The organism is Aminobacterium thunnarium (genome assembly GCF_055390565.1).
This window is the reverse complement of record NZ_AP042412.1, coordinates 198,295-215,810: the sequence shown is the minus strand read 5'-3', so window position 1 is coordinate 215,810 and position 17,516 is coordinate 198,295. Positions and strand designations below refer to the sequence as shown.

General features: G+C 40.0%; 17 protein-coding genes and 1 riboswitch. Of the genes, 7 read left to right on the top strand and 10 right to left on the bottom strand.

Annotated features, from left to right (window positions below; all coding sequences use genetic code 11):
- Position 1 precedes the first annotated feature (1 nt).
- The 3 genes from ACZ5GY_RS01050 to ACZ5GY_RS01040 are packed head-to-tail and all read right to left on the bottom strand — an operon-like array spanning position 2 to position 3,170.
- The gene (locus tag ACZ5GY_RS01050) at positions 2 to 1,024 is read right to left on the bottom strand and encodes an ABC transporter ATP-binding protein (protein WP_213696034.1); all 1,023 of its coding nucleotides are present in this window, start codon (positions 1,022 to 1,024) and stop codon (positions 2 to 4) included.
- The gene (locus ACZ5GY_RS01045) at positions 1,021 to 2,031 is read right to left on the bottom strand and encodes an iron chelate uptake ABC transporter family permease subunit (protein ID WP_213696033.1); all 1,011 of its coding nucleotides are present in this window, start codon (positions 2,029 to 2,031) and stop codon (positions 1,021 to 1,023) included. The genes ACZ5GY_RS01050 and ACZ5GY_RS01045 overlap by 4 nt, the downstream gene beginning before the upstream one ends.
- Complete coding sequence (locus tag ACZ5GY_RS01040) at positions 2,028 to 3,170, bottom strand: ABC transporter substrate-binding protein (protein WP_213696032.1); 1,143 nt, start codon at positions 3,168 to 3,170, stop codon at positions 2,028 to 2,030. The genes ACZ5GY_RS01045 and ACZ5GY_RS01040 overlap by 4 nt, the downstream gene beginning before the upstream one ends.
- A gap of 117 nt (positions 3,171 to 3,287) precedes the next feature.
- Positions 3,288 to 3,445: riboswitch (cobalamin riboswitch) on the top strand.
- A gap of 124 nt (positions 3,446 to 3,569) precedes the next feature.
- Between ACZ5GY_RS01040 and ACZ5GY_RS01035 the strand changes: the two genes are divergently transcribed.
- The gene (locus ACZ5GY_RS01035; protein WP_213691385.1) at positions 3,570 to 5,399 is read left to right on the top strand and encodes a TonB-dependent receptor plug domain-containing protein; all 1,830 of its coding nucleotides are present in this window, start codon (positions 3,570 to 3,572) and stop codon (positions 5,397 to 5,399) included.
- A gap of 88 nt (positions 5,400 to 5,487) precedes the next feature.
- Here ACZ5GY_RS01035 and ACZ5GY_RS01030 read toward each other — a convergent pair whose 3' ends face one another.
- Together ACZ5GY_RS01030 and ACZ5GY_RS01025 are read right to left on the bottom strand one after the other, a co-directional pair.
- Complete coding sequence (locus ACZ5GY_RS01030) at positions 5,488 to 5,853, bottom strand: cyclophilin-like fold protein (protein WP_213691384.1); 366 nt, start codon at positions 5,851 to 5,853, stop codon at positions 5,488 to 5,490.
- A 3-nt stretch (positions 5,854 to 5,856) separates the two neighbouring features.
- Complete coding sequence (locus ACZ5GY_RS01025; RefSeq protein WP_213691383.1) at positions 5,857 to 6,528, bottom strand: protein-L-isoaspartate(D-aspartate) O-methyltransferase; 672 nt, start codon at positions 6,526 to 6,528, stop codon at positions 5,857 to 5,859.
- A gap of 84 nt (positions 6,529 to 6,612) precedes the next feature.
- Here ACZ5GY_RS01025 and ACZ5GY_RS01020 point away from each other — a divergent pair, with 84 nt between their 5' ends.
- Both ACZ5GY_RS01020 and mutY read left to right on the top strand, forming a co-directional pair.
- A complete protein-coding gene (locus tag ACZ5GY_RS01020) occupies positions 6,613 to 7,353 on the top strand; it encodes an acyl-[acyl-carrier-protein] thioesterase (RefSeq protein WP_213691382.1) in 741 nt (246 codons plus the stop codon).
- Entirely contained in the window at positions 7,332 to 8,417 is a 1,086-nt protein-coding gene (mutY, locus tag ACZ5GY_RS01015; RefSeq protein WP_213696031.1) for an A/G-specific adenine glycosylase, read from the top strand. Before ACZ5GY_RS01020 ends, mutY begins: the two co-directional genes overlap by 22 nt.
- Positions 8,418 to 8,446: 29 nt before the next feature.
- Here mutY and ACZ5GY_RS01010 read toward each other — a convergent pair whose 3' ends face one another.
- From ACZ5GY_RS01010 to rarD, 5 genes are read right to left on the bottom strand one after another with little or no spacing between them, the layout of a single operon-like run.
- On the bottom strand, positions 8,447 to 8,905 hold the full coding sequence (locus ACZ5GY_RS01010; protein ID WP_213696030.1) for a hypothetical protein: 459 nt from the start codon (positions 8,903 to 8,905) through the stop codon (positions 8,447 to 8,449).
- 20 nt (positions 8,906 to 8,925) lie between these two features.
- On the bottom strand, positions 8,926 to 9,807 hold the full coding sequence (locus tag ACZ5GY_RS01005) for a GGDEF domain-containing response regulator (RefSeq protein WP_213696029.1): 882 nt from the start codon (positions 9,805 to 9,807) through the stop codon (positions 8,926 to 8,928).
- Between the two features lie 9 nt (positions 9,808 to 9,816).
- Complete coding sequence (locus ACZ5GY_RS01000; protein WP_213691292.1) at positions 9,817 to 11,934, bottom strand: ATP-binding protein; 2,118 nt, start codon at positions 11,932 to 11,934, stop codon at positions 9,817 to 9,819.
- 20 nt (positions 11,935 to 11,954) lie between these two features.
- Positions 11,955 to 13,199: an HDOD domain-containing protein gene (locus ACZ5GY_RS00995; RefSeq protein WP_213691291.1), complete on the bottom strand. Its 1,245-nt coding sequence runs from the start codon at positions 13,197 to 13,199 to the stop codon at positions 11,955 to 11,957.
- A 37-nt stretch (positions 13,200 to 13,236) separates the two neighbouring features.
- Positions 13,237 to 14,142, bottom strand: coding sequence for an EamA family transporter RarD (rarD, locus tag ACZ5GY_RS00990; RefSeq protein WP_213696027.1), 906 nt, complete (start codon positions 14,140 to 14,142; stop codon positions 13,237 to 13,239).
- A gap of 68 nt (positions 14,143 to 14,210) precedes the next feature.
- Here rarD and ACZ5GY_RS00985 point away from each other — a divergent pair, with 68 nt between their 5' ends.
- The 4 genes from ACZ5GY_RS00985 (at position 14,211) to ACZ5GY_RS00970 (ending at position 17,508) form a co-directional block, all read left to right on the top strand.
- Positions 14,211 to 15,500, top strand: coding sequence for a B12-binding domain-containing radical SAM protein (locus ACZ5GY_RS00985; RefSeq protein ID WP_213699361.1), 1,290 nt, complete (start codon positions 14,211 to 14,213; stop codon positions 15,498 to 15,500).
- 16 nt (positions 15,501 to 15,516) lie between these two features.
- Complete coding sequence (locus ACZ5GY_RS00980; RefSeq protein WP_213691289.1) at positions 15,517 to 15,822, top strand: MTH1187 family thiamine-binding protein; 306 nt, start codon at positions 15,517 to 15,519, stop codon at positions 15,820 to 15,822.
- A 65-nt stretch (positions 15,823 to 15,887) separates the two neighbouring features.
- On the top strand, positions 15,888 to 17,168 hold the full coding sequence (locus tag ACZ5GY_RS00975) for a DUF1576 domain-containing protein (protein ID WP_213691288.1): 1,281 nt from the start codon (positions 15,888 to 15,890) through the stop codon (positions 17,166 to 17,168).
- Complete coding sequence (locus ACZ5GY_RS00970) at positions 17,158 to 17,508, top strand: hypothetical protein (RefSeq protein ID WP_213699352.1); 351 nt, start codon at positions 17,158 to 17,160, stop codon at positions 17,506 to 17,508. Before ACZ5GY_RS00975 ends, ACZ5GY_RS00970 begins: the two co-directional genes overlap by 11 nt.
- The last annotated feature ends 8 nt before the right edge of the window (positions 17,509 to 17,516 follow it).

The following is a 17,516-nucleotide window of genomic DNA, read 5'->3' as shown; positions in this document are numbered from 1 at the left end:
ATTAAAAAGAACGAGATAAAGCAAAAAGCACGTCTTCAATAGAAGGAGCTATGATCTTCTCCCCTGAAGGGAAAGTAATCGACCAATGAATAGAATTTGATGAAACTTCAATTTCTATTAAGGTACAGCTCCCTTGACTTACAGAAACGAGAGTATATCCCTTCCTCTGCAAAGCTCTGCTTGTCCAAAAACTAGGAATGGTATCTCCTTCAACACAGACCCTAGCCCCCAAGTTCTCTTTGAGTTTCCACTCTCCTGTATCTTCTGAAAAATGGATTGTATCGGTAGAAAAAACCTCTCCGATCACACCAGAAAGAGCCAAATCTTCCGGCGTTCCTACAACAAAGGAGCCACTCGGATTCATTACCCACAGGCGATCTGCAAAACGCAAGGCCAAATCTATATCATGCAACGACATGAGAACCCCCTTACGTTTTTCCCAAGCGTATTGACGTAAGAGAGAGAGAAGCTCTACTTTCCGAGGTAAATCGAGAAAAGCCGTCGGTTCATCAAGCAGTAAAATTGGTGTGTCCTGGGCAAGGGCTCGGGCAATGAGCACCCGCTGACTTTCACCATCACTCAGCTCGGAAAAATCTCGTTCCATCAGATGTTGAACCTTAACATCTGAAAGTGCCTGAAGAACAGTTTTCTTGTCACTCTCTTGAAGCTCTCCTCTCCAATTTGTATAGGGGTAACGCCCTAAAGATGCAAGCTCAAAAACGGTAAAGCCCTGTACAAAAGGTCGGCCAGACAAAACAAAACTTAATGTTTGTGCTCGCTTGATAGGAGTAAGAGTCGAAATCTCAGTTTCCATCGCTTTACTCTTTCCTGCAAGAGGTTTTTGAGTTCCAGCAAGAGTTTTTAGGAGTGTTGTTTTACCAGCTCCATTTGGACCGACAAGACAGACAAGCTCTCCTTCATAAAGAGTCGCAGAAAGGTTCTGGGCTACAATTCGCCTTTTTCCACCTTTTCCATATCCTATAGAAAGATTCTCTGCAGAAAGAAGAAACGATTTTTGCTTCATGATACATTTCCTCCACGGCGACTTCGAAGCACTATCCATATCACTACGGGAGCCCCTACAAGAGACGTAACTGCATTAAGAGGCAAGACCATCGCGCTTCCTGGCATATGAGCTACAAAATCAGCTGTAAGGGCGAGAACGCCACCTGATAAAGCACATGCTGGAATTAAAATACGGTGGTCTCCTGTCTTCAAAGCTTGGCGACATAAATGAGGAACAGCAACCCCGAGGAAAGCGACAGGACCGCAAAAAGCAGTAACACTTCCAGCCAAAAGAGACGTTATTACAATTAAAGCCAGGCGTACTCTATATACAGAAACTCCCATAGTAGAGGCATACGCTTCCCCTAAAAGGAGGGCATTAAGCTGTTTGGCAAAGAAAAGCATGGCACAAAATCCGACACATGCTGCCGGGACAAGAAATAAAAGCTGACGCCAACTTACAGAAGAGAAGCTGCCAAAACTCCAAACTATAAATTGTTGAATTCGTTCTGGAGAACTAAAGTGAATTAAAACGTTCACAAAAGCGCTCACTCCATACCCAATCATAAGTCCCAGTATCAAAAGGGTTGTATTGTTTTTTACTTTGCCCGCCACTCCCATCATCACAATAAGAACGACAGTGCTTCCCAGCCACGAGGAAGTTGCGAGTCCTAAACTTGCCAAACTTCCCGCTAAAAGCGTTGCCAAGGCAACGCCTAGACTGGCACCTGCGTTAATGCCCAAAACAAAAGGCCCTGCGAGAGGATTTTGAAAAAGAGTCTGCATTCCAAGACCGGCAACAGAAAGAGCTCCTCCAGCTACTAATGATGTGCAAATTCGGGGCAGACGCAACTCAAAAAGAATTATTTTCCACCCATTTTCCACTCCTCCACCCCCCAAAAGTACGCGAATGACATCTCGTAGGGGGATGGATACAGATCCTAAGGAAAGAGAGAGAATAGCAACAATACAACCTGTAAAGAAGACACTTAAAAAAAAGATAGAAACAAAAGACGAACGCTTCATGGGAAAGAACGCTCCTCTAAATGGCGATAAAAATAGAGGCTATGAGTTGGTAAAAGATCTGGATGGAAAATAGAAATTAGATCTTTTAGAATTAAATCGGGGCGCATTATACCTTGTTGGTAGTAGTCATTTGCTCCTTCAGATGTAACTCGTGCATTATTGTTATATACCCTTTCTTCTTTAAAAGGGCGAAATATCGTATAACGAGAATCTTCATTCTCGCCTTCGGCAAGACTTTGCCATGTAGAAGTATTTATCCAGAAATTGCTATTCAGAGCACTCTCCACCACCTTTTCAAAATCGATAGGAACACTTCCTCTCTTCTCGACTTCAGACCAAAGATAGCATGCTCCAGCATCTCGAATAAGATGAGCCGGCCAGCTTTGACCTCCAGAAACATACCACGTTCCACCTATGGCTGCATTAACCATGACAGTCGGCCTATCAGAACTCTGGTTTGCAAGGGATTTTAACGATATATAACTCTCGGCAATTTCTGAGAAGAAAGATTGAGCTTCTTTTTCTTTTCCCAGAAAAAGAGAGACAAATTTAATCCACTCTGCCACCCCAAGAGGTGTTTCTTCCAAATAATCAGAAGCAATAACAATCGGTATTCCTAATTTTCTCAAGCGATCAACCGATTCTTTTTCTGCTGCTGTATATGTATAGATAAAAACAACGTCAGGCTGAAGAGCTAAAAGTTTTTCTATATCAAGACGCAAACCAGATCCTGCATCTGACGCCACATCAGGAAGATCCATATTTCGTATTTTCTCTGAATAAACATAACGTTTACCACCGACAGCAACAAGAGCTTCTTGAGGGGCAAGCTTTTCTATAAAGGGGAGCATCGTCATTGATGCAGTAACAATTCGCTCTACTGGAATTTTTATAACGTGTAGATTCTTATACTCTAAGGGAATCGGCTTATCGCGATCTATCAATAGATACGATTCAGGTTCAACAGAATCTCCCCAGGGACGATATACAGTAACAACATAATAACCATTACCTTCTTCTACATTAAAACCACGTGCATAATCTAATTCAACTTGAGAAAACTCTGCACACGACACAGTAGCGCAAGAAAATAAAAGCAATACCACTATGAACAACAATTGTTTTATAGTTTTTATCATATTTTTTTCACCATATACCCCTTTAAAGAGAGAAAGAAAAGCAATTTTTAGAATTTAGTGAGGCTCAAAACTCTTGACTGAACATCAATTATCGCTATGATAACTCATAAAATCAAATAATAAAGATCGTTTTTTGATGTTGGGAATCTGGTGAAAGACCAGAACGGCCCCGCCACTGTAACAGGGACAATCTCGCTATAGCCACTGGGAAGACTGGGAAGGCGCGAGAAAGGATGAACTGGAGTCAGGAGACCGATTAAAAAACGATACATATCATTATCATGCGAGGGCGTGATGTGGTAACTGTCTTTGTCGCCCTATTTGTAGTGGCGAGGAGTGGTTATCGTATCGATCGTGCTCCTCGCCACTTATTTTTTATCTTTATTAGGGGGGACTACAGTGATTCACAATAGGAAACTCATAGTATGGTGCATGGTTATGTTGCTTGTCTCTTTCGCAACAGCAGCAGGAGCGGAACAAGTCTATACTGTTCCCGAAGAGACAGTTACTGGAAGTCGTTTGGCAACGAGTCTGGAAGAGGTTCCAGCTCCGACATATGTTATTACCCAAGAGCAAATTGAAAGAAGCGGATCTAGAGATTTAGCAACCATTCTTGAACAAAACGTTCCTGGGATGTATGTAAAACAAAAATCAGGTTTTTCCAATTCCTCACAAGTTACTATTAGAGGTTATGTAACAGAAATTCTAGTGCTCGTAGATGGTGTTCCATATTACAGATCTTCTCACGCAGCTGGAGCTGCCTCAGTAGATTTCCGAAACTTTCCCATTACAAACATAGAGAGAATAGAAGTTGTAAAGGGTGCTGGTTCTGCCATCTATGGTTCTATGGCTGCAGGTGGCGTTATTAATATTATTACTAAAAAAGCCACTCAGGGTGGAACAATAGAGGGGGAAATCGGCTCCAATGACTGGAGAAGATATTATGTTCGTGGAGAAGGTAGTGGAGAAGGTCTTAACGCCGGCATCTGGTACTCTCATAAAGAGGAAGGAGCACATCGCCTTCTAAAAGATACTTTCTCTAACAAAGATTTTAACGCTCTCAAATATAAAGAAGATGCCTACGGTCTCAATCTTTCTGGAAAAAACTGGTTCTTTAAAAGTGAAATAGGCGAATATAAAAATGACTATGAAACACCAGGTTGGCTAACCCCAATCGAAATGAACAAAGAAAAAGGAGAGTACCAACGACACACATTTCGTTTCAACGGAGACAGTTACTATATTTTAATGGGCTATGATGATCAAAAATATTTTATACTGCAAAATGATGACAATTATTACAAAGATCGTGCCTTTACAACTGAATTTGCAAAACGAAGCCAATGGGGATCAACCTTAGCTTCTTGGGGGCTTTATTTCAGACGAGAGGAATCAACCTTCCGTTCTTCCTCTTTTGATCCAGAAGTTGATCAAAAGCGAACAAACTATGCTCCTTTCGTAGAACTCTCCCGTCCGATAGGGGATATTATCGGAACACTTGGTCTCCGCTATGAAATCTGGAGACAAGATGATGCCGAAAATTATAATGAATTTATGCCCAAGCTAACCTTTCAATATCCTCTTGACAACGGAAGTATGTGGTATATAGCTGCAGGACGTTTCTTCGCCATGCCAAGTATCTACGAGCTGCATGCTCAGGGGCCATGGGGAACAGTTGGCAACCCCAATCTCAAACCAGAAAAAGGATGGAATTATGATTTAGGAATAAAGGGATCAGACGCAACGGGAAACTGGAATGTTGGTCTATTTTATTCAGACATGGAAGATAAAATCATCTGGCGTAATAATACCTATGAAAATGTCGACCAATTTAAGTCATATGGTTTGGAAATCATGAGACAATGGAACATCGCCCGTAATTGGACTTGGGGCCTTAGCGGGACATGGATGAAAGCACAAGAAAAGAAAAGTAATGAATGGGTCAACAGTTATGGCTTCCCTGAATGGCTCTTTAAAACTTCCATTGAACATCATTCTGGTTCCTGGACATCTGGACTCGCTCTTTCTTATTTGGCAAATAGAAATGGTTATTCTTCTAGTGACGATTATTTCCAGACAGATATTTTTACGGAATGGAAATCTGGAGATCATACAGTTCGCTTAAGCTGCTATAACTTGTTTGATAAAGAATTTATCTATAGCTCTAGCACCTGGGACTACTACGGACCCGAACGAAGCATCTACCTTACATGGAGATATAGTTTTTAGGTCGGCTATAATAAGTAATTTGAAGGAAGCAAAAGGGACGGTTTGAAAACCGTCCCTTTTTTCCTACATATCTTCACTAGTGAAAAATTTATGCCCGTTCGATAAAGATAGGGTCTCCATTCTTCACCTTTTTTAATTCCTGAATATCTCCTTTGACCTTTCCTATAACCGTTACTGCACTAGCAGGTCGAATCTCATCTCCCTGACTTGCAGGTGTAGGCCCCAGAAAGATGCAAAAAGCGCTTCCTGTAGGCCAAAAAGCAAGATCTCCCGCTTCAACTACTTCTTTTCCGTCCTCTAAATCTGCAATAAGGGGAATTGTAAAATAAATTTCTTCTCCCCATGTATTAGCTCTACTTTTTATTGGCAATATTTTTGAGATACGAGAAGCAGTCTTTGTGTTATTGAGTGTTGCATCGATTTCAATTTCTCCTGAGCGTATTCTTATGTCCATTACTCATCGGCTCCTTCCATCTTCCATTTCTTCTTTACTCGTTCCTTCTATTAGAGGTACGAATCGGCAATAATCATACCGAGTATCAATCCAACCTTCTTTTGCTTTCAACAAAACGACTAAACGTTGAATACCAACGTCAACACTTAATGGAACAACAATACGTCCTCCAGATGAAAGTTGCTCTCTCCAAGTTTCTTCAATTACATCTGCAGCTGCAGTAACAATAATGCCATCGTAAGGAGCCTCTTTCTCGTAGCCTTCCCTACCATCAGCAGTAATAACATTAATATCGTAGCCAGAATTACATAACACATTTCTTGCCTTTTGCGCAAGAGAGGAAATGCGTTCTATAGAAAAAACTATGGCTCCCATCTCTGCTAGTACGGCAGCTTGATACCCCGAGCCTGTTCCTATCTCCAAAATTTTCATTCCAGGTTCAACACAAAGGAGCTCCGTCATCCTCGCTACCATATATGGCTGCGAGATTGTTTGATTTTCTCCAATAGGGAGAGGTGCGTCAATATATGCCAAAGCTTGATTTTCAAAAGAAACAAACAGATGTCGTGGAACATTTGCCATCGCTTTCAAAACCCGAACATCTCGTATTCCTCTGCTCTCGATTTGCGTCTTTACCATTAACGAAGCAAACTGTTTCCAACTATCGGATTCCATCGCTATAACACCTCCTCCATCTCTGCAAAAGCCTTATAATAAACAATGCAAAATGTTACACTTTCAGCCAGGAGGATAATTACCATGTATGAAGAATCATTACATATACGTTTTTTCGAAGTAGACGGCCATAGTATGCTTAAAATAGGGCCTATCTTTAACTACCTTCAGGATATGGCAGATAAAGATGCCTCTCGAATGGAGATGTCGATTCCTCAGCTCATGGAAAAAGGGTATACATGGGTTCTTCATCGTTATCATCTCTCTATGATCCGATATCCCAAACTTGATGAAGCTCTCTCAATCAGGACATGGCATTCCCCATACAAAAATCTTTATTCCCTTCGAGCCTTTGAAATGACAACTTCTTTCGGCGAGGTTTTAGCAAAAGCAACAACCTCTTGGATAATTATAAATTATTCTACAAAACGTCCTATGCGGCTAGACCGTCATGTAACATCCCAATATTATAAAGAAATTATTCCTTTTGAATTTGATTTTTCTTCCTTGTCTCCTTTAGAAAGAATAGACCTTGAAGATATTTACCCCGTTCGAATTAGAGACTTGGACATTAATAATCATGTGAATAACGCCGTTTATGTCGAATGGGCAGCAGAAACCGTTCCAACAAATATATTACAATCAATGCGTCCTTCTGAAATTGATGTCATTTTTAAGGAACAGCTTACATACGGCGAAAAGGCTGTTGTTCAGACACAAAAGGAAAAAACCGCATCTAACGTTTTCGATCACGTAATTTTAAGGGAGTCTGATGCCCGCGAAATAACGCGGATTCGTACGTCATGGAAAAATATGCCACTATAAAAAAAGAACTACTCTTTTGGTTTCAGTATAATAAACGAGATTTGCCTTGGCGTAAAACATATGCTCCTTACGACGTCTGGATTTCTGAGATAATGTTGCAACAAACTCAAATGGATCGCGTTGTTCCCTTTTTCAACCGCTGGATAGAATATTTTCCTAATCTCGAAGCTCTTTCAAAAGCAACAGAAGAAGAAGTTCTAAAATGCTGGGAAGGGCTTGGTTATTATTCTCGTGCTCGAAATATATTGAAAGCGGCCAAAGAACTACGAACTATGGGCTTTGAAACAGTACCACCCTATGAAGAGATACTGAAAAAGCTTCCTGGTATCGGGCCATACACTTCTGGAGCTATTTTAAGTATCGCCTATAATTTGCCATATACTGCTGTCGATGGGAATGTACGTAGAGTTTTTTCTCGACTATTCAATATAGAGAGCGCTATCTCAAAAAACAGCAGCCTTCAAAAAATTGAAAATTTTGCAAAAGACATGCTTGCCAAAGACACACCTCGTGATTTTAATCAAGCCCTTATGGAATTGGGAGCACTTATCTGCATACCCAAATTTCCACGTTGCAATGAATGTCCTCTTCAAAAAGTATGTAAAGCTTTTCAAGAAGGGGTACAGCATGAACGTCCCGTACAAAAAAAACGAGTTCGTATTGAAAAAAAGCAAGCGACTGCTGAAGTTCTTTATTATAACGGCAGTATATTAATTCGACAAAGAGACGCAAATGGACCGTGGGCAAGCTTGTGGGAACTGCCATGGAGTTTTAACTCCGAAAACACATCAAAAGATGAACTTTTGATAACTGAAATAAATAACATTATCAATCATAAACTCTTAAAATTTAAGGAGATTGGTTCCGTAAATCATACAATAATGAATACACGTATTGACTTGTGCGGATACTTCGTTATTCTGCCCCACTATATTCATCTCGATTATCCTTACTTATGGGTTTCTTTACAAAATCTTCAAAAATACACCTTTCAAGCTGGAAGCCGAAAACTCTTGAACTTATTTTTATCAGAAAAAGATATCATCCCCCGAATCGAGGGATGATATCTTTCGAAAAAATTTTTAATCTTTGGCTAAATATCTATTGAAAAATTTTTTTGATCAAAAAAGATCTTCTCTCCATTTTCAAAACGAACTTTAGGCCCCTTTAAATGCTCCCCCTTAGCTCCAACTTGCTTCCTTATCTGCTCATTCTGCCAAGACGGTCTGAAGAAAGCACGCAATATCCCTGCCCAAGATACATTTTTCTCTCCTTTTGGCAGGCGTATCTGGACAAAAAAATGATGCTTATTAACATGTACTTTTATATCTTTTTTATTCCCTGGTTTACCATCAAATCCCGGGAAATGAAGCGCTAAATGTAACATGGCTCCTTCTGGAAGATCAACATCTCCTCGAATATGGAGTTTATGACCTTTGATCGCTATTTCTCGAATTTCAAAAATCGAAAAATCTGCTGCATTTCCTACCGTCGCTATACCTAAAACAAACACGGCTAACAATGCAAGGCATGTTATGATTTTCTTTTTCATGGCACTCTCCTCCTCTTACTCTACGCTCCTACTTGATTACGCCCCCTCTTTTTTGCTTTATAGAGAGCCGTATCGGAAGCAAATATAATCTCATCCACTCCTGATATTTTATCGTACTCTGCCACGCCTAAACTAGCAGAAAGCAAAATTTCCTTCTCTCCGAAGGTGGTTTTTACAATATTTTTTCGAACTCGCTCTGCAATTTTCAAAGCTTCTCCAAGTGCTACGCCTGGAAGAACTATTAAAAATTCTTCTCCTCCATAACGGCCAACTACATCATACTTACGCAGCTGGTCTTGTATCCGCAACGCCGTTTCTCTAAGTACATCATCCCCCGCGAGATGACCATATGTATCATTAACTTGCTTAAAGTGATCGACATCTAATATTGCCACACTCAAAGCACGGTTTTCACGCCTTGAACGAGCCATTTCATGATCAAGACGTTCAAATATTGCACGTCGATTTAAAAGCCCAGTAAGTGGATCGTGATCTGCGTAAAAACGAAGAGCCTCCTGTAAATCGACAATTCTCTTTCCTACACCAACACGCAAACGAAGTTCTTGGGCATCAAATGGCTTTGTAATATAGTCATCAGCTCCTGCCTCAAGCCCCGCCAAGATGTTCTCTTTCTCATCTCGAACAGTAAGCATTATGACATATGTATACGTAGAGTGCTTTTTCTCCTCTTCAAGCACCCTTAGCTTTTTACAAATATCCGGCCCTTCTAAGCCTGACATCATCCAATCTACAACAGCAAGTTTAGGAGCGTTTTCCTCGCGTAAAATATGCCAAGCTTCTTCGCCATTAGAAGCTGTTATAACATCGTACCCCCACTTCTCTAAAAGAGATTTGAGCATAAATCGTGATGTTACATCATCTTCCGCCACTAAAACTTTCATAGCTCCTCCTCATTTGAGTAAATAATCAGGCTCCTCTGTACCTTTCATAAAAATAAGTATCGCCTGATCCACTTCTAACCAGTTTTTTTTCACATCTTCCATAGAAAGGGATAACGCCTCATTTTTTTCTAATCTTTCAGCTTCATATGCAATTTCATCTGCACCTACATTAAGAGCGGCACCTCGCAACGTGTGAGCAACTCGAGAAATTTGCTGGCAATCTTCCTTATCTATAGCTTCTTTCAAAGACTTTTGAAGAGATGGAAGGTCTCTTCTGAACGACTTTATTATTTCAACTAACAAATTCTGGTCATTTGCTAGCCGTTCAAGTAACCTTTCTTTATGAAAAACAATCTTATCCTTTTGTCTCAAGTTTTTTCTCAAAACAGAGGATAACTCATGAAGCATTACTGGTTTAGTAAGATACCCGTCCATAAGCCCATCACGTAGGCAACGCTCTCTTTCACTTGCCTGCGCATTAGCAGTCATCGCTATTATAGGAATTTTTCTATATGTCCCATCATCAAACCCCATTCGTATTCTCTGAGTTGTCTCTATGCCATCCATTTCTGGCATTTGAATATCCATAAGTATTAAATCGTACGTTTTTTGGGAAAGAGCCTCAAGTGCTTCTTTTCCACTTTCTACTGCATCTGCATCACAGCCGATTTTATTTAAAAAACCAACTGCAACTCTTCTGTTTGTTTCTGAATCCTCTACGACTAGAATTTTAAACCGCTTGTCTAGCGGTTGCATCGGTAATACTTCGTCCGTAAAATGCTCCTCTTCTGTTACAAATTCGACACTTCCATCTTCGACCTGCTCAAAAGGTATAGTAAACCAAAATACAGAGCCTTTTCCCACCCGGCTCTCTACTCCGATCTCTCCTCCCATAAGCTCAATTAACTCTTTAGCAATTGCAAGCCCCAATCCCGTTCCTCCATATTTTCTGCTTGTAGAAGCATCAATCTGAGTAAAGGAATGGAATAGCTTGGAAAATTGATTCTCTGGGATGCCAACGCCGGTATCTTCTATTCTGAAAGCAAGCTTATTTGTAAATCCATTGTCTTCTGGCAAAGAAATACTAAGGGCAATATATCCTTTATGGGTAAATTTCAAAGCGTTACTGAGTAAGTTTGAAAGAACTTGACGAATACGACTCGGATCTCCTACACATATAGGAGGCACATCCTTATCTATAGACAAACGAAGATCGATACATTTTTGTTCCATAAGAGGCTGAATTCCCTTTAAGCTCTCTTTTACAAGTCTATTAACGCTGAAAGGAACTCGCTCCATCTCTATTTTTCCAGCCTCTATTTTCGAAAAATCAAGAATATCATTTATAAGATGAAGTAAACTCTCTGCTTCCTTAAAGATAATACGTGTCATTTCTTGAGGCTCTTCAGCAAGATTTGAATCAAGTAAAAGACGTGCCATGCCAAGAATCGCATTCATTGGGGTTCGAATTTCGTGACTTACATTTGCTAAAAAACGGTCTTTAGCGTGAACTGCCAATTCCAATTGCTGTTCAGACTGTTCCAGCTTAGCAACTTTTTGTTTAAGTTCTTCATTTAAATTTTGAATCAACCGATAATACTCAGCATCACGCAAGATACTTGCAGTGGAATTCAACGCTACCGTTAAGAACGCATATGATATATCTAAAATTTGAGATGGATCCTCATCAAGAATTCCAATCAATAAGCCTAAAGAACGCCCTTGGCTCATGATCGTATGAAGCAATATATGTTCTTCATTTTGAGATGACGAAAGTATTATGGGCCTGTTTCTGTCAATAGTCCATGCTATTGTATGATCTTCTATCAAAACCTCTTTTTCTCGCTCTATAAAGGGTAAAAATCTATCTGGATCACAATAATAACAAGGAAAATCGAGACCATCTTCTGAAAAAAGATAAAAAGCCACTCCCTTAATTCGAATAAAAGAACGAACTCGAGCTGCAGTCTGTTCAAGAATAGTTTTAATATCAATAGAACGACTTAATCCCGATGTAAAACCAGCAGAACTAACAGCAGCCTCAAGCACCTGCTGAACAGTGTTTCTTTCACTGGTAAGATCATTTATCTTCTTCTCTAAAGCTTTTATTTTGTCGTAGGGTGTCATTATTATTCCTTTCGTTTCCTTTACGCCACCAAAAATATTTTCATAATTTCTGCTATTTGTCTCTCTCCTTGTACGAGAATGCTTTCAAGAGATCCTTGCGAAAGTTCTAGTTGCTCCCACACGTCATGAGAAGGCGCAGGAACAACAAAGTTACCGCTTGTCCCAAGGCGAACTGCATTAGCCAAAACATCCGCAACACAAATGATAGAAGCCTCCTCTATATTCTCTGCTTCAAGAGGACGGTGATGACTTCCTACCAGTACACGTATAGGTTCTGGGATATTCCATTGTTGAAGCAACATTCGCCCTAAATCGGCATGGTCAAAGCCAAGATATTTCCTCTCTGTTTCCAGAAGAGGTATTTTTTTCGCCCTGGCCTCCCTTATGGCAAATGTCATATGTTGCGGCAGTTTTGTATACAAAACAACGCGTCCTATATCATGCAATAATCCTGCTAGAAAAAAACGCTCTTCAGATGGCACACGCTTCATATAAGCCAATAATCTAGAGAAAATTCCACACATTATAGAGTGCTTCCAAAAAGACTTCATATCAACAAGATCAGCTGGAATATGTTTAAAAACACTCATGGTAGAGATAGCAAGAGCAAGAGTGGTAAGTTCATTGGTTCCTACAATGGCAACAGCCCGAGAAACAGATTGAATCGGAGAAGGGAAACCATAAAAAGAGCTGTTCACCAGCCGTAAAAGTCGAACTGTCAGACTGGGATCTGTACCAACAACTTTAGCTATATGAATTGCCGAACTTACAGGAGAGTTAAGAACATCTCTAATTTTAAAATAGATATCGGGAAGAGAAAAAAGCCGAACCTGGCTTGTTAGTAATTCTTGTAGAGAAGGGCGAGACAAACTTAAATTATCGAAATCAAGGATAACTACTTCTGTCTTTTTTCCATATTCTTTTTCATACTCAGATGGGAAATCAAGTAAAGTAGATTCTCTGGACACACGTAAGTCAAAAAGCTCTCTCATCTCTGGTGTCCATAAATCTTCTTCAGGAAAATATGAACGGACTTCAAGCTCTGCCCTCTGTTGTTTTTCTTCTTCTACAACTCGCTTCAGAATAATTTCCTGATCGTCTACCCCATTGATATCTGCTTCGTTAACACCCCATATTTTAAACATCTTAATGTATTTAGCTCGGAGAACCGTCCCTTGACCAAGAATAAAACGACCGTTAGGAGCATATACATCATCTTTGAGAACCATTCCCTCTTCGAGATTACCAATACTCACGATCCCCATAAAAAAACGCTCCTTTTCTCATTCTCTTCAATTAATATTATACAACACGTCGATTAGAACGTTGAATTTTCCTCCATTGTCTAACATTATCGACTGTAAACATCACTAAAGCAATCCATACACAGATAAAAGTAATGAACTGAGGCATAGTAAAAGGTTCTTTGTAAATGAAATACCCCAACAAAAACGATAGTGTGGGAGGTAAATATTGCATAATCCCCAAGAAGCTCAAAGGCAAACGACGCGCACCATAGGCAAAGCCAATAAGAGGTAAAGACGTTATAACGCCAGTCCCTATAAGCCATATATTCTGCATTGAAGTTTGACCTGCAAGAAAGGGAACATCAGAAAGATACACAAAAAGATAAAATGAAGCTGGCAGAATTAAAAACAAGGTTTCTATAAAAAGCCCTACCAAAGATTCCACTTCTGCTATTTTGCGTATTAAGCCATAAAAACCGAAGGTAAAGGCAAGACTCAAAGCAGCAAGAGGAACTACACCGATATGAATAATTTGATAGAGAATGGCAGCTGTTGCAAGAAAAATTGCCATCCATTGAAGACTCCCCAGTTTTTCTTTAAGGAAAATTACTCCTAGAAATACGCTCACAAGAGGATTAACGTAATACCCCAAACTTGCTTCAATCACTCTATCAGAATTAACGGCCCAAATATAAACAAACCAATTTGCTCCAATCGTGAGTCCGCTTATCATAAGTAGCAAAATAAGTTTGGGAGATTTAAAGGTCTTGCGAACAGCCCCCCATTTCTTCTGCATTGTGATTATAAGCATAACAAAAAGAAGAGACCAGATAATACGATGACACAAAATCTGCAGGGGTGCCAAACCTTCCAACTGTTTCCAATAAATAGGGAGCAATCCCCAAGATACAAGGGCTGCAAGTGCAGCTAAAAATCCCCGTTCAAAATCTATACGTCCCATTCTATATTCACTCCCTGAACAGATATTATCTCTCATCACTTAGTTTTATCTGCTATACTCTCTTTGCAATGGAAGACTATAGCAGACTTTTACATAATCTTCACGACAAAACTATTTTAGGAATTAATCCTCCAGTATTCGACTTTGCTTATTTCGATTTTTGGGCAAAGCCGCTGGGGCTTTTGTATATTTTGGAAACCCTCCGCAGACAAGATAATTCAGTCTACCTCATTGACTGTATTTACGAAGGCCGTCAAACACCTAAAACATACGGCAGATACAAACCTCTGCGAAAACAGGTAAAGAAACCACTTCCTTATGCTCATATACCGAGAAAATACTACCATTTTGGCATGACAAAAGAAGCTTTTATTCAGAGATTATCTCAAATCCCCACCCCTGATTTTATCTTTCTCACATCAGGAATGACATATTGGTATCCAGGAATTCAATGGTGCTTGAAACACATAAAAGAGATATTTCCACATTCCCCTGTAATACTTGGAGGTATATACGCCCAGCTTTGTTCTGAACACGCGCACTCTCTTGGAGCAGATGGAGTTCAAACAAAACCACTCCATATTGAATGTTCTTATCCAGCCCTCGACCTATATGACAAGCCTGAATACGGAGTCCTTATGACATCGTGGGGCTGCCCATTACAGTGTAAATATTGCGCATCGAAAATACTCTGGCCCAAGTACTATCAACGACCGGCAGAAGAGATTATACAGGAGATTTCTTATCAGGAAAGAATTCCTTCTGTTCATGATATGGCTTTTTACGACGATGCTCTTCTCATTAACAAAGAAGCTCATTTTTATCCGTTATGCAATGCCTTACAACATCATTTTCCTAACCTCCGTTTTCACACACCCAATGGGCTACACGTAAGAGAAATTGACGAAAAATGCGCAAAAATATTATTTGATACGGGATTTAAAACTATACGCTTAAGTCTAGAAAGCACTGACCCTGTTATACAAAAAGCTAGTTCAGGGAAAGTTTCAGAGCATCAATACGTCAAAGCTGTAGAAAACCTACTCAGGGCAGGATATACTCATGAAGATATTGAAACATATATTCTCATAGGTTTACCTGGACAACATTTTGAAAGTGTTAAAAAAGCCATAGATTTTGTACATTCCTTTGGGGCTGTTGCTAAAACGGCGGAATTCTCTCCTATTCCTGGAACAGCAATGTTCGAGATCAGCGCCAAAGAGCATCCTGAATTACAAGACGAACCTCTTTATCAAAATAATACAGCCTACTGCGGATACATTTCTAAGGATATAACTCCAGAGGAGCTTCAAATATTAAAGGACATGGCCCATCGAACACCTCTAGAGAAAAAATAAGAAAGAAGGTGAAATTATGGGAAAAGTTATTGCAGAACTGGTAGTCGTTCCCTTGGGAACAGGAACCCCCAGCGTAAGTCATTATGTTGCTGATGTGGAAAAGGTTCTTGCTACATTTAACTTAAAACGCCTTTTGACGCCGATGGGAACTATTCTTGAAGGAGACCTTGATGAGGTACTCAAAGCCGTACGAGCTGTACATGAAATTCCTTTCAAAAATGGGGCATTACGAGTCTCTACATCATTAAAAATAGATGAACGTCGGGACAAAGAACTCACTATGGAAGGTAAAATACAATCAGTAGAAGAAAAGTTAAAATAATCTCCCAAAAGGCAGAGGGAACATGGCTATACCCCCTGCTTTTTGCAGAAAGAGAGGAGAACACATTGTTCAAATTCGTCAAGAAAAAAGAACCCTTGCAGCACATACGTTATGGCCCATACGTAGGAATGTGCATTTACTGCTTCCTGTTCATTGCTTTTGCTTTTATCACAACTTCCCCCAGCGACATATTCAAAGGCTTGCTTGCTATCATTCAAGATCCAGACTACCTCATAAGTGACTACATCGGTGTAGGGGGAATAGGCGCTGCCTTTTTTAACAGCGGTCTATTGACTTTATTCATGGTCGTTCTTCTTTTCTTGTCAGGCACCCAAATAACCGGAATTTCTATTGCTGCACTACTTACTGTATCAGGTTTTGCCCTATTCGGGAAAAACATACTGAATGTATGGCCAATATTGGCAGGGGTGTACCTTTTCTCAAAACATCAAAAGGAACCCTTCTCCAGATATATTTACATAGCGCTTTTTGGAACAGCCTTGGCTCCCCTCGTGAGCCTTCTCTTATTTGGAGACTTGTTCTCAGCATTACCTATTCGTCTTATTGCAAGTATCTTAATAGGACTCTCCATAGGCATTATTCTCCCTCCTCTTTCCACAGCCTTTCTACGTTTTCACCAGGGGTACAACCTCTATAACGTAGGTTTTGTGGCAGGTGCTCTCGGAACAGTATATGTTTCTATTTTGCGCTCATATGGTCTTTTAGTTGAATCCCGAATTATATGGACTACTGGCAACAATCTTCTTTTTGGCAGCTTTCTCATCATACTTTTTTCAACGCTTATTATCTTTTCTTTCTTCTTACCCCGATGGAACAGAATAAAGTGGATTATGGGGTATAGTGGAAGAGCAGTTTCAGATTTTGTAATCCTAGAAGGATGGGGCTCCGCTCTTTTTAATATGGGCCTTATGGGGATAATAACAACTTTCTACATTATTGCTATCAGGGGAAATCTTAACGGCCCCACTATTGGGGGGATTCTTACAGTTGTAGGTTTTAGCGCTTTTGGGAAACACCCACGAAATACAATTCCCGTGCTTGCCGGAATTATTTTGGGTGCAGCAACGAAACATTGGAGCCTTGCTGAACCAGCTATACAACTTGCAGCTCTCTTTGGCACTACTCTTGCACCTATAAGCGGTGAATTCGGATGGAAATACGGACTTCTTGCCGGTTTTGTTCATTCATCTGTCGTTTTAAATGTCGGTATACTCCATTCTGGATTTAACCTTTACAATAATGGCTTTTCAGGTGGACTAGTTGCCGCTGTGCTACTTCCATTAATCGAAACCTTTGCCGGAGGTGAAAATAAAAATGAAACATGAACGGATACGAGTGACGAAGATGGCAGGGGAACTGATTAACGATTTTCTTACCTTCCTAAAATGTGAAAAGATTCAACTGGATATTCAAGAAGATCCGGATGCTTTCAGAATTCACATTACAGGAACATATCGTTACCTGCCAGATGAACGACTTGAGCGAGTAAAAAACTTGCTTTGCCAACCTCGGAACTACGAACTTGAGGAAATGTACTGGAGTCTATCAGGAGAGAGCGATACAGATGCTGAACTTCATCTTGTAGGAATTATGACAGATGAGGTAACAATTGAAAGAGACGTAGAAAACAGGCTTTTATCAATAAACTTGGTAAGAAAGAAATAGAGCGGTAA